This window comes from Flavobacterium psychraerolatum (assembly GCF_025960985.1).
Classification (GTDB): Bacteria; Bacteroidota; Bacteroidia; order Flavobacteriales; family Flavobacteriaceae; genus Flavobacterium.
This window is the reverse complement of record NZ_JAOQMX010000028.1, coordinates 48,948-62,102: the sequence shown is the minus strand read 5'-3', so window position 1 is coordinate 62,102 and position 13,155 is coordinate 48,948. Positions and strand designations below refer to the sequence as shown.

At 33.7% G+C, this 13,155-nt stretch carries 10 protein-coding genes; 4 read left to right on the top strand and 6 right to left on the bottom strand.

What is annotated here, in order from left to right; genetic code table 11:
* Positions 1 to 92: 92 nt before the first annotated feature.
* From M2326_RS11435 to M2326_RS11425, 3 genes are all read right to left on the bottom strand, one after another.
* Positions 93 to 1,361 (bottom strand): APC family permease, encoded by a 1,269-nt coding sequence (locus M2326_RS11435; protein ID WP_264619693.1) that lies wholly within the window; start codon positions 1,359 to 1,361, stop codon positions 93 to 95.
* A gap of 196 nt (positions 1,362 to 1,557) precedes the next feature.
* Entirely contained in the window at positions 1,558 to 1,941 is a 384-nt protein-coding gene (locus tag M2326_RS11430; RefSeq protein WP_264619692.1) for a DUF3037 domain-containing protein, read from the bottom strand.
* The gene (locus M2326_RS11425; RefSeq protein WP_264619691.1) at positions 1,919 to 2,713 is read right to left on the bottom strand and encodes a HipA family kinase; all 795 of its coding nucleotides are present in this window, start codon (positions 2,711 to 2,713) and stop codon (positions 1,919 to 1,921) included. The genes M2326_RS11430 and M2326_RS11425 overlap by 23 nt, the downstream gene beginning before the upstream one ends.
* A gap of 222 nt (positions 2,714 to 2,935) precedes the next feature.
* Here M2326_RS11425 and M2326_RS11420 point away from each other — a divergent pair, with 222 nt between their 5' ends.
* Together M2326_RS11420 and M2326_RS11415 are read left to right on the top strand one after the other, a co-directional pair.
* Entirely contained in the window at positions 2,936 to 3,724 is a 789-nt protein-coding gene (locus M2326_RS11420; protein ID WP_264619690.1) for an NYN domain-containing protein, read from the top strand.
* Between the two features lie 27 nt (positions 3,725 to 3,751).
* Positions 3,752 to 5,257 (top strand): FMN-binding glutamate synthase family protein, encoded by a 1,506-nt coding sequence (locus tag M2326_RS11415; protein WP_264619689.1) that lies wholly within the window; start codon positions 3,752 to 3,754, stop codon positions 5,255 to 5,257.
* A 66-nt stretch (positions 5,258 to 5,323) separates the two neighbouring features.
* On the opposite strand, the gene M2326_RS11410 is transcribed toward M2326_RS11415, so the two are convergent.
* The 3 genes from M2326_RS11410 to M2326_RS17600 form a co-directional block, all read right to left on the bottom strand.
* Positions 5,324 to 7,717, bottom strand: coding sequence for a 7TM diverse intracellular signaling domain-containing protein (locus tag M2326_RS11410; RefSeq protein ID WP_264619688.1), 2,394 nt, complete (start codon positions 7,715 to 7,717; stop codon positions 5,324 to 5,326).
* A 704-nt stretch (positions 7,718 to 8,421) separates the two neighbouring features.
* Positions 8,422 to 9,639: a 7TM diverse intracellular signaling domain-containing protein gene (locus M2326_RS11405; protein ID WP_264619687.1), complete on the bottom strand. Its 1,218-nt coding sequence runs from the start codon at positions 9,637 to 9,639 to the stop codon at positions 8,422 to 8,424.
* Positions 9,623 to 9,850 carry a 7TMR-DISMED2 domain-containing protein gene (locus M2326_RS17600; protein ID WP_413603269.1) on the bottom strand — a complete coding sequence of 76 codons (228 nt, stop codon included), beginning with the start codon at positions 9,848 to 9,850 and terminating at the stop codon, positions 9,623 to 9,625. Before M2326_RS17600 ends, M2326_RS11405 begins: the two co-directional genes overlap by 17 nt.
* A 518-nt stretch (positions 9,851 to 10,368) precedes the next feature.
* Here M2326_RS17600 and M2326_RS11400 point away from each other — a divergent pair.
* Both M2326_RS11400 and M2326_RS11395 read left to right on the top strand, forming a co-directional pair.
* Positions 10,369 to 10,947 (top strand): non-canonical purine NTP diphosphatase, encoded by a 579-nt coding sequence (locus M2326_RS11400; protein WP_264619686.1) that lies wholly within the window; start codon positions 10,369 to 10,371, stop codon positions 10,945 to 10,947.
* 201 nt (positions 10,948 to 11,148) lie between these two features.
* Positions 11,149 to 13,071 carry a DEAD/DEAH box helicase gene (locus M2326_RS11395; protein WP_264619685.1) on the top strand — a complete coding sequence of 641 codons (1,923 nt, stop codon included), beginning with the start codon at positions 11,149 to 11,151 and terminating at the stop codon, positions 13,069 to 13,071.
* Positions 13,072 to 13,155: the final 84 nt, after the last annotated feature.

Genomic DNA, 13,155 nt, shown 5'->3' with positions numbered 1-13,155 from the left:
AAAGTAATAATGATAACTTCATAATTGAAGACTAGCAACATGCAGACTTTAAGTCTGACAACCAAATCTATGGACTTTAAGTCCATAGTGGTTTATTTTCTTTTATGAATCCATTCTACGGTCAAGCAAAATCCAATGATGACGGACGAGACGATGATACCAGTTGTATTTGAATCTAATTGTTGTTGAATTAAAATGACAAGTGCGATAAGACACAAGATAAAACCGAATAATGGAATTATTTTATTCCCCCCGATCTTATTTGAAAGGCGATAACCAACAAGATTTACAATACTGAAAATTAATAGAAATCCGATACTTCCTGCAGTTGAGATACTTTCTAAATCGAGTGTGTTGACCAAAATTAATGTAGTAATGGCCATAATCATTAAACCAATAGGTTGGTTCCACAACTTAGAGAGAAAGTGATGAGAGAGTTCGTCATCCTCGGCAATTTCATAACTTACACGACTTCCCCCTAGTAGAGAGGCATTTATGGCTGAAAAGGTAGATATTAATGCAGCAACAGTAATGATCGAAAATCCAATTTGTCCTAACATTGGTTTGGCAGCTTCTGCGAGAACATAATCTTCCGCAGTGGCAATTTTATTGAAAGGCAGGGAGCCAACAGTTACAATAGCAATAATAATGTAAAGTAAAATAACAAAGATCACCGAGTAATAATAGGCTCTAGAAATATTCTTTTCGGGTTCAATGATATCGGGGGCAGCATTAGCAATTAACTCAAAACCTTCATACGCAACAAAAATTACCATACCGCCAGCAAATAATTTCACAGGAGACTCCCAATTTGAAATCGCTAATTGTGATATGTTAATATTACCATTTAGGCCGTAAACACCAACGGCAATAAATCCAATAAGGATGATTAATTTGATGATTACTGCATAAGACTCTATTTTTCCAACAATACTAATGCTGTAGTAGTTAATGGCTGTGGCGAGAATGATAATTGCACTAGCATAAATATGAGAATCAATGTTTTTGTCGGCTGTAATTTCAAATAAATTGGGAGCATAAGAACCAAAAGCAGAGGCATACAAGGAAAGCATTATAATGTAGCTTATCCAAAGCAAATTATTGACGCCGCCACTAAATACTGAAATTCCAAAGCCTTGATTAATAAATTTTACTGTTCCACCTCTGTTTGGATAGGTTTTGGAGAGATGGACGTAGCTGTAGGAAGTGATTAAAGCAACGATTCCTGCTAATAGGAAAGCAACTGGTGTTCCTCCGTGAGCCAAGGAAACGGCAAGACCAAGGACTGCAAAAATTCCACCGCCAACCATACCGCCAATTCCGATGGAAATGGCTTCTTTTAAACCTATTTTATTGCTCATATTTACTGTTTTTTTACTAAAAAAATGAATTAAAATGTACAAGTTACTGCTTCTTGTAAACGTTTTTAGTTAATTAAATAAAAAAAGATTAGTTAATTTTTTAGATCTCTTAATTGTGAAATCAGGAGTTTTAAAATATGAATTACAGTTATTAAGTGGATTGTTGTTAGAGTATAAGATGTATTTTGGTTTAATTTTACAGTACCAAATCGTTAAACAAACGTTCAGCTGTTAATTCTAAATCATCGCATAAACCAGAATGTGGTCGTGAGGTCTGAATAACGGAACTACGCAATGCTGTTAACCATCGAAAACGTGACGGAATATCCATCAATGAAATTGGTCCGCCGTCTTTGGTTCCCTGTCCTACTTTTTCGAAGGCAGAAAGGTTAGCTTGTATTTGTTCTACATCGGCATCGGCTGACAAGGATACAATTTTGTCAACGGGAATCTTGTGTAATACTTTTATAAATTTAGCTTTTTTACTAAAAATAATAATTCCCACATTGAGGAATTCTTCGCGTTCTACCCTAGGAACAACCCGAATCACGGCATACTCATATAAGTTTTTCTCTTGCATCTTGCGCTTCCTTAATAAAAATTTCTGAATGTTTTAATCGCATCAATAAAAATTGCAAATAGACGAACCGTAACTCCTCTGGTGTAGCTTCTACATCTTCCCATTGCAGCCATTCTTCTGGAATAAGGTTTACTATTCCGGTCAATACGTCATCCGTTAAGAGTGCTTTGAAAGCAGTATTGATTTCTGTTAGTTGGGATGCTCGTGGCAATAATACATGATCTTTGATGAGAGCAAATGGACTCTGAGCATGTTTCTCCCAATTACTCCAGGAATGATGAAAGTACAGACAAGCACCATGGTCAATCAACCACAGTTCTTTGTGCCAAATTAACATATTAGTATTTCGAAAAGTACGGTCTACATTGGTGATAAAAGCATCTAACCAAACAATTTGAGAAGATAAAATCGGATCTACGCTAGTAACTACTGGATCAAAATTAATGGCGCCTGATAAAAAATGCAAGGCCAAATTCATCCCTTGACTTCCTTGCAGTAAATCCTGAATTTCCTCATCTCCTTCAGAACGTCCAAAAGCTTCGTCGAGATTTGCATATACCAATTCGGGCATTCTAAGATGCAAAGCACGGGCAATTTCGCCACCAATTAATTCAGCAATCAAAGCTTTTACACCATGACCAGCGCCTTTAAACTTAAGTACATATTTAAAATCATCATCGGCCTCTGTCAATGCTGGCAATGAGCCACCTTCACGTAAGGGAGTGATGTACCGTGTCACATTAACGGTGCGGAGATTGAATTTACTTTTCATATTCGAAATTTACTGAGCTACAAACTTACAAATAAGAAAAGTGTTTTGCGAAGACTAACAGTATCATTTTTTATTTCGAAAAAAAAACAGACCATTGTAAATTATAACCCTAGTGTTCAAACAAGTGTCGTTTTATAAAAACTTTAAGATTTAAGGGCTTCCAAAAACTTTTATCCTTCAACATTAATCGTGTATCTTTGGGCAACATTCATAAAAAATACAATGTCACAAAGCGATCCAGAATTAAAACTAGCCGTACTTATAGATGCCGATAACGTTCCATACAGCAATGTAAAAGGGATGATGGAAGAAATTACAAAATTTGGTACCCCGACAACCAAACGTATTTATGCCGATTGGACCAAACCTAATGCCAATGGATGGAAAACTGTTTTGCTAGAGCACGCCATTACTCCAATTCAACAATATAGTTATACCGTGGGTAAGAATTCATCCGACTCTGCGATGATTATCGATGCCATGGATTTATTGTATTCGTACAAAGTAGATGGATTTTGTATCGTTTCTAGTGATAGCGATTTTACACGTTTGGCCATTCGACTGAGAGAGGGAGGAATGAAGGTGATTGGAATTGGAGAAAAGAAAACCCCAAACTCTTTTATAGTAGCGTGCGATAGATTTGTTTATATCGAAGTTTTGGATGGTGCGATCAAGAAGAAAACGAAAAAACCAGTCACCTCATCAAATAATACTGCAACTGTAAATGCCAAAAAACAAGTTCCTGCCAAGACACTTAATACTATTGACATTCAAACTATTGATCTTATCGAAGATACAATTGAAGATATTGGTGATGATAGCGGTTGGGCATTTTTGGGAGACGTAGGAAACCTAATTGTAAAGAAAAAGCCTGAATTTGATCCAAGGAACTACGGTTTTTCCAAATTAACTCCGATGTTAAAATCATTAACCGATATTTTAGAAATTGACGAAAGAGATTCTGATAAAAAAGGAATCAAACATGTTTATGTTCGTCTAAAAATCAATTAAAAACTTGTCACATTTTATAATTTTCGCATGAGAAAGCAATTTTTTATCATCGTTTTTACGCTTTTAATTATTACCGCATTGGTCTATTATTATTTGAAACTTGGTTTTTTGCTACTAGTAATTCTACCAATTATTTTAGTAATAGGCTTCTACAATAGTATTCAAAAAAAGCACGCAATTTTGCGTAATTTCCCTGTATTGGGCTACGCTAGGTATTTGTTTGAATTGATTGCACCAGAAATTCAGCAGTATTTTATTGAGCGCTCTACCGATGGAAAACCATTTTCGAGAAACGAACGATCACTAGTATATCAACGTGCAAAGAATATTGATTCGAATACCCCTTTTGGAACACAATTGGATTTGAATCAAAATAATTACGAAGGTATAAAGCATTCAATTTTTCCATCCGTAGTTAATGAAGACTTACCTCGTGTGTGGGTTGGTGGCGTAGACTGCAAGCAACCGTACCATGCATCATTACTCAATATATCAGCGATGAGTTTTGGATCTTTGAGCGAAAATGCCATCATGGCACTCAACAAAGGAGCGCAAAAAGGCCACTTTTACCACAATACAGGTGAGGGTGGTTTGACCGAATTTCATTTGCAAGGTGGTGATATTACTTGGCAAATCGGAACGGGCTATTTTGGTTGCAGAACAGCCGAAGGAACATTTGACCCTGATAAATTTTCTGAAAAATCAAATTTACCAAGCGTGAAAATGATCGAAATTAAACTCTCACAAGGTGCAAAACCCGGTCATGGTGGTGTATTACCAGCAGCAAAAAACACAGAACAAATCGCTAAAATAAGAGGTGTTCAACCCAATATTACTATTTTTTCACCACCCTCTCATTCTGCTTTTAAAGATTCGAAAGGATTAATTTCGTTTATAAAAGAACTTAGAACGCTTTCTAATGGTAAGCCAATTGGTTTTAAGCTTTGTATTGGTGATACCATTGAATTTGAATCTTTATGTATTGAAATGATCGCAGCAGATTGCTACCCTGATTTCATTACAGTTGATGGAGCCGAAGGAGGAACTGGAGCGGCACCTTTGGAATTTTCAGATGGTGTAGGAATGCCGTTTGAACCGGCTTTAATTTTTGTAAACAAAACGTTGATTGATTACAAAATTAGAGACAAAATTAGAGTAATCGGAAGCGGAAAAATCATTTCGGGTTATGCGGTTTTGCGAGCCATTGCCTTAGGTGCAGACTTGTGCAATAGCGCAAGAGGGTTCATGTTTTCTTTGGGATGTATCCAAGCGCTACGTTGTCACAATAACCAATGCCCAACTGGTGTAGCAACACAAGACAAAATGCTCATGAAAGGTTTGGTTGTTACTGATAAGTTTGAAAGAGTTTACCATTTTCATAAAAATACGTTACATGCCGCAAATGAGTTATTGGCAGCAACTGGAAAAACTAACTTTGCCGATGTAGATATTAGCATTTTTATGCGAGGTGACGAATTCAATCATCTGTCTGATTTATATTTCCCGAATAACTTTACGAAATACGCTAATTAATAAAATGATATTTATTATTATATAATTTGTATAAATTGTGTCAGGTGTGTACAATTATATACTCTATTACTGAGAAATATAACAGTGATTTTTAATAGTTTGATATAAATTATTCTCTTTGAAGGTTTTAGTTAAGTAATCATTCATTACTTTTTCGAATACATGCGCTTTGGTTTTTTCTATAAAGTCGGCTGTTATAGCTATTATTGGGATATTAGTATGCTCTTGTCCCACTTTACCATTTCGGATAGCTATTGTAGCTTCATAACCATCCATCGAGGGCATTTTTAAATTCATTAAAACAATATCAATAGTTCGACCTTTAAAGGCGTCTAATCCATCTTGACAGTTATTGGCAAAAATTATTTCTGTATTTTTCCGTTTTTTTAAAACCATCTTTAATACTATCTGATTAATAGAATTATCTTCAAAAACTAAAATAGTTTTCCCGTCCGCATCATAAACTTCCGGCAAAGACATACTAGTTTCTACTTTAAATTCTTCAAAAATTTCATAATCTAAAGTTATTATACAACTAGTTCCTTTATTTATGTAACTTTTCATTTCAATTGTTCCGCCTTGCATTTCAACTAGATTTTTAACAATGTAAAGATCTAATTCTAATCCACCAAATTTTCTTTTATTATCAATATTGTGCTGAATAAATGAATCAAGTATGCTTGACATCTTATCTTTAGAAATTCCAATCCCTGTATCTGAAATAGTTAACATTATGCTTGCTACAGTTTCAGATTTTTGAATGGATTCTACTTCAAATTTAACAAAACCCACCGATGTAAATTTAATTGCGTTACTTATAACATTGTTAATTACTTGCGTTAAACGCATTTCGTCACCGATGACCAAATTTGGGAAGTCTCCTCTACTGAAAAATTCAAACTCTAGTCCCTTATCTTTGGCCTTCATTATTGCATTTTCTTTTACACGATTTATAACAGAAAGGAGATTAAAACAATCTTTGTTAAGTATTATTTCCTTTTTCTCAATTTTAGAAAATTCTAGAATATCATTAACGGAACTCAATAAACTAAGAGAAGAGTATTTAATTACTTGGCAATTTTTTTTTATTTTTTCGCCTTTCACTTCATTAGAAATAGAATCAGTTAAATTCATAATAGCATTTAATGGTATTCTTAATTCATGGCTAATATTAGATAGGAAATAGGATTTTAAGTCATTCATTTCTTCAGAATGAACTAAAGCTAAACGGATTAATTCATTTTTTTTATTTTTAAGATTTCGAATCAGATTTGCCATCGACAGGGATAAAAAAAATATTTCTAATCCTATTCCTAGTTTTGTACTATTGAGAATTAAAAAAGTATTTGGTAGTAAGCCGAAATTGTTCAGAATGAAAACACCAACCCCTAATATTAAAAACAAAATACCGGAAACAAAAAACATATCAACTTTAACTTTTTTATGAATCAAGTATACAATCATACTTACAATCAAAAATAAGATAATAAGCCCTAAAAAATAGGCTACGGGATAGCAATAAGGCAAAACAATTGGTTCAAAAATGATAAAAAGAATCAATGAAAAAGCTAAAAAATAAGTGAACTGAAACAAATTGCATATCGTCTTATTGTATTGGTTTATTTTTAAAAAAATCTCACTATATTTTCCTAACAGGACACTAGTTAAAATTGTAAAAATCAATACTGAATGCTGAGAAGCCCAACCACCACTAGGATCAAAATACTTATAAAAATAACCATCTAAAGACAATTGCATCATAGCGACCAAAAAAACATAGAAACTGTAATAAAGGAAGTTACGTTCTTTGAGCGCAAAAAAGAAAAAGAAGTAAACAATTGATACTATACTTAAAATGTCATAAAAAATCACAAAAAGAAATTGTTCTAAAGCAACTGATTCATTATAAACATCAGTAGAGCTCAGAATTAATGGTATTTTAATTACTTCTCCATCACTTTTTAGGTGTAAATACAAGTCAATGTTTGCATTTGGCTCTATATTTAATTTAAAAATTGTTTTCCTGTTTGCAAAGGCTCTTTCTTCAAAACGCATCTTATCACCACTTACCGACTTTATGATTGTGCCGGATGATTTATTCACAATATACAATTCTACCCTATCTGTAATTGGACGCGCTGTTTCTAAATAATAGTTTAAATTTTTATCCGTAGCGTTTTGAAGAGCTATTTTTCCCCACCAATAATGATCAGAAAAGCCTAAATCTTCAGTATTAAATTTTAACTTATTAGGTTTTAATGATTCATATGTTTTAATTATAGTCCCAATAGCTAATTTTTTTTGTCCTACATCAACAACTGATGCATAGGGTTGTAAAGAAACTTCTTTGGGTAGGGAATCTTTTTTAAATATATACTGCGCACTTGCTTTCGACGAAAAAAACATAATAATAAAAAAGAGAATCACTTTACAATTGGTCTTAGAATTAAATAATTGCATCTTTATAATATTTAGCATTGATGTAAATACTTACGATAATAAACCTTTTTTGGTTTTATTAATTATTGAAAAATAATTAATAAAATAAATAAGATATAAAAAAAGAACATTTTTCTAGCTTTAAGTCATAGGATTTGGTTGGGTACTTTAATCTTTATTTCGAAAATAAATTATGTAAAAGCGGTGTTGGTTAATAGAGTAAAATGGATTTTTGTAAATAAATAATAAGATAAAACTACAAAAAAATACCTGGTAATAATGATGTTAATGATGTGTTTGAATGGTAGATTGAAGTAACAAATGCAACATTATGCACATTGTTTAAGTTTTGTTCAAAAATTTCATTTGACTTTTAAAGCCAAATCTTTTTCAGGCCGTTTTTTACCTTCAGATATATATTGATAAAATCCGCTTAGCGAGAATAATAATAAGGTATCAAGTATAATTCGTTTCACAAAAAATTATCAGAGAACTATTTCTATTTAATAATGAAAAGAGATAAACAGATATTGCAGCTAATAGTTAAACTATCGACTTGACAACAATTAGCTGTCGATGAACTGTAAATCAGTGTAGATGAAAAAGCTTAAAAAAAAAATAAAACCCTTTGGCGAAGGAAAAAATACGACAAACTGCATAGTTTAAAAAAAAATCCTGTAAACACTTACGTATCAATAGGGACAAACATTTTTTTTTATTAGTTATTAAGCAGAGAGGTTTTTAACATAAGTCAACTGCAAAATTTTGGAAACAGCCTCAAACAGCGTTTCCTTTTTAATAGGTTTGGTTAAATAATCATTCATTCCAATTTCAAAAACCCTATTTTTTGTTGATTCCAACATATCAGCCGTAACTGCAATTATAAGTACATTGGCATTATGTAACCCAGTAACACCATTCTGGATAGCAATTGTAGCCTCATAACCATCCATAACGGGCATTTGTAAATCCATCAAAATGATATCTATGGTATGTGTTGTAAAAGCATCCAAAGCTTCTTGACCATTATTTGCAAAAACAACTTTGGTATTGCTCCATTTTTTCAGAATCATATTAATTACCATTTGGTTGATCGAATTATCCTCAACGACCAAAATGGTTTTTCTACGCATATTATAAAGCTTGGGTAGCTCCTGGACAATATTTATTTTTCCGTTTTGTGCTAAAGGAAACTCCATCGTAATCACACAGTAGGGTTCGTTGTGGAGATTTCGAATTAAATTGGCCATAGATAAGGATAGAAAGATAACTTCAAGACCTGTTCCAAATTTCGAACTATTTTGAACAAAGAAATTATTGGGCATCAAACCAAAATTATTTAAAATAAATACCCCGAAACCAAGTATTAAGAATAAAATACCAACGGCAAGAAAGGCATCTACTTTTATTTTCTTTCGAACTAAAGAAACAATTGAACTAATGATTAAGATTAAAATAAACAATCCGAGCAAATTTGCAATGGGATAACAAAGTGGCAAAGCAGCAGGCACAAATACAACAGCTACGATAAGCACAAAAGCCAAACCAAAAGCAACATTAAAGGCAAGGTATAGAAAACGGCTATGTTCTTTAATTTTTAAAAATACTTCGCTATACTTACCCAATAATATACCGGTTGACATTGCAAAGATCAACACCGCATGCTGAGAGACCCAACCACCACTTGGATCGATATATTTATAAAAAAAGCCATCCAATGACAATTGCATACAGCCAACTAATAAAACATACAGGCTGTAATATAAAAAGGTACGTTCTCGAAGTGCATAATAAAAGAAGAAATATATAATGGCGGCAATAAGTAAGATACCATAAAAGATTCCGAAAATAAATTGCTTAAAAGCAGTAGCGTCATTAAAACTATCCGAATCGCTCAAAAGTAAAGGCATCTTAATCACCTCACCATCACTCTTGAGATGCAAATAAATCTACCTTTGAATTGGGTTGTATATCGAGTTTGAAAATAGTCTTACGACTACGATAGGCGCGATCCTTAAACGGCATCTTGTCACCACTAACCGTTTTGGTCATGGCACCGGTCTTGGAGTTCACCACATATAATTCTACACGATCAGTGATAGGCCTTGCTGTTTCGAAATAATAATTTAAATGGGTATTGGTAGCATTTTGAATAGGAATCTTGCCCCACCAATAATGATTGGTAAAACCTAAATCATCTGATTTGAAATTTATTACAGCAGGTTGTAATGCATCAAAGTCACGAATAACTTGCTTAACATCTAATTGTTTGAGTCCGACATCAACAACAGTTGCATAAGGTTGAAGAGAATTGCTCTCTGGAATTGCATCTTTTTGGAATACATACTGTCCTTACATTACTGTAATAAACAGCAGAGCAACAATTAGTAGGATCGTATTACAATTAGTCTTGGGGCTAAATAATTGCATAGATTTGTTTTATATTCAACTAATCTACGCAAAATGATTTGGCAAGGTTTTAGAAATCTTAAACGTTAAGTAAAAAAATGTTAAAGTGCACAATGCAAATACTAAAATTATATCCAAGCCGTTTAATTAGACTGTTTTTGGAAAAATTAAACAAGGTTAATTATATTTCAATAAATCGATTACAAAAGAAATCACTTTAAAAAAGACGTACCTTTGATGGTATACACTTTAAAACTTTACCTATGCAACTTGTTTTTGCTTCGAATAATAAAAACAAAATTAAAGAAATTCAACAACTTCTACCAACAACTATTCAGGTTTTGAGTTTAGCTGACATTGGTTGTCATGAGGAAATTCCAGAAACTGCAGATACTATAGAAGGAAATGCGATTTTGAAAGCCAATTATGTTACCAAAAATTATGGTTACGATTGTTTTGCAGACGATACTGGTCTTGAGGTTGAAGCTCTAAATGGTGCTCCAGGAGTTTATTCGGCTCGTTATGCAGGTGAACCCTCCAATTCAAATGCCAACATGGATAAGTTATTATTCGCTTTACAGCAAGAACAAAACAGAGAAGCACAATTCAAAACGGTGATAACCTTGAATTTTAAAGGGAAGCAAAAGCTTTTTGAAGGAGTTGCAAAAGGTAGTATTACTATGGTAAGATCTGGAATAGAGGGTTTTGGATACGATCCTGTTTTTTGTCCCAACGGTTTCAAGGAGACATTTGCAGAGATGCCTTCGAGCTTAAAAAATGAAATAAGTCACCGTGGAAAAGCTACACAACTATTGATTGCATTTTTGAACGACTTAAAATAAACAGTTCTAGAGATTCTTTTTGTTGAAAGTTTTGTTAGGTCAGACACTTTCTATGCTTTAGTCAAACAGAAAACACTCGTGTATCTGTTTAAATAAAGATAACTTTCTGATAATCAAATATCAATAAATCATTAAAACTTAGAATTTCATTAGTTTATTTCAATAATTTGCGGTACTTTTGCACCCTATTTAAAATTACATATGAATAAATTTGAACAATTAGGATTGAGTGAATCGTTACTGAAGGCGATTTTAGATCTAGGATTTGAGAATCCGACGGACGTACAGGAGAAAGCGATTCCCCTATTATTGGAAAAAGACACAGATTTAGTTGCGTTGGCTCAAACAGGGACAGGGAAAACGGCAGCTTTTGGTTTTCCAGTCATTCAGAAAATTGATGCTGACAATAGAAATACACAGGCGTTAATTTTATCTCCAACACGCGAATTGTGTTTACAGATTACCAACGAACTTAAAAACTACTCAAAATACGAAAAAGGTATTAATGTGGTAGCAGTTTACGGCGGGGCTAGTATTACAGAACAAGCAAGAGACATTAAAAGAGGAGCGCAAATTATTGTTGCAACTCCAGGTAGAATGCAAGACATGATTAATAGAGGATTGGTAAACATTACTCAAATTAACTATTGTATTCTTGACGAAGCAGATGAAATGTTGAACATGGGATTCTACGAAGATATCGTAAACATCTTATCAACTACACCTGATAGTAAAAGTACATGGTTGTTCTCTGCAACTATGCCAGCTGAGGTAGCAAGAATTGGTAAACAATTTATGACTGACCCTATTGAAATTACAGTAGGAGCAAAAAACTCAGGATCTGCAACGGTTTCTCACGAATTTTACTTAGTAAATGCACGTGATCGTTATGAAGCTTTAAAACGTTTGGCAGATAGTAACCCAGATATTTTTTCGGTGGTTTTCTGTAGAACAAAACGTGATACACAAGCTGTAGCCGAAAAACTAGTAGAAGATGGGTACAGTGCTGCTGCATTGCACGGAGATTTATCTCAAGCGCAACGTGATGGTGTAATGAAATCTTTTAGAGGTCGTCAAATTCAAATGCTTGTTGCTACAGATGTTGCTGCACGTGGAATTGATGTTGACAACATTACTCACGTAGTAAACTACCAATTACCTGACGAAATCGAAACTTATAATCACCGTTCTGGCCGTACTGGTCGTGCTGGTAAATTAGGTACTTCTATTGTTATTGTAACTAAAAGTGAATTGCGTAAGATTTCTTCAATCGAAAGAATCATCAAGCAAAAATTCGAAGAAAAAACTATTCCTTCTGGAATCGAGATCTGCGAAATTCAATTGTTGCACTTAGCTACAAAAATTAAAGACACAGAAGTTGATCACGAAATTGACAACTACTTGCCTGCAATTAACAATGTTCTTGAAGATTTATCGAAAGAAGAATTGATCAAGAAAATTGTATCTGTAGAATTCAACCGTTTCATCAACTACTATAAGAAAAATAGAGATATTTCTACTCAATCTGGTGACAGACGTGAAAGAGATAGCGCTCCAAGAGAAGGTGGTAATGCTGGTGGTGCAACTAGATACTTTGTAAACATTGGATCAAGAGATAATTTTGACTGGATGTCATTGAAAGATTACTTGAAAGAAACATTAGACTTAGGTCGTGATGATGTCTTTAAAGTAGATGTAAAAGAAGGTTTCTCTTTCTTTAACACCGATCCAGAACATACAGATAAAGTAATGGAAGTATTGAACAACGTACAACTAGAAGGACGTCGTATCAATGTTGAAATTTCTAAAAATGATGGTGGCGGAAGACGTGATCACAACGGAAGAAGTTCTGGTGGTGGTGGCGGATTTGGTGGAAGAAGTTCTGCACCAAGAAGAGAAGGGAACTTTGCTCCAAGACGTGAAGGTTCTGGTGGTGGTGGATTTAGATCTGACAGAAACTCTGCTCCTAGAGAAGGTGGTTTCGGAGGTCGAAGTTCAGCTCCAAGAGAAGGTGGATTTGGCGGAAGAAGCTCTTCAAGAGGAGAAGGTTCTTCAGATAGAGCACCAAGACGTTCTGAAAGCTTTGGTGATGCACCAAGACCAAGAAGACCAAGAAGAGATTAATTTTTTTTGTTAATTTTCTTGTAATTATACATTGAAACTACAAAATATCTACTGCCGTTTTATTACTTTTAGAGTCTTAAAACA

Coding starts and splice junctions, on each gene's coding strand:
- M2326_RS11435 (WP_264619693.1), bottom strand. CDS start 1,361: ATGAGCAATAAAATAGGTTTAAAAGAAGCCATTTCCATCGGAATTGGC.
- M2326_RS11430 (WP_264619692.1), bottom strand. CDS start 1,941: ATGCAAGAGAAAAACTTATATGAGTATGCCGTGATTCGGGTTGTTCCT.
- M2326_RS11425 (WP_264619691.1), bottom strand. CDS start 2,713: ATGAAAAGTAAATTCAATCTCCGCACCGTTAATGTGACACGGTACATC.
- M2326_RS11420 (WP_264619690.1), top strand. CDS start 2,936: ATGTCACAAAGCGATCCAGAATTAAAACTAGCCGTACTTATAGATGCC.
- M2326_RS11415 (WP_264619689.1), top strand. CDS start 3,752: ATGAGAAAGCAATTTTTTATCATCGTTTTTACGCTTTTAATTATTACC.
- M2326_RS11410 (WP_264619688.1), bottom strand. CDS start 7,717: ATGCAATTATTTAATTCTAAGACCAATTGTAAAGTGATTCTCTTTTTT.
- M2326_RS11400 (WP_264619686.1), top strand. CDS start 10,369: ATGCAACTTGTTTTTGCTTCGAATAATAAAAACAAAATTAAAGAAATT.
- M2326_RS11395 (WP_264619685.1), top strand. CDS start 11,149: ATGAATAAATTTGAACAATTAGGATTGAGTGAATCGTTACTGAAGGCG.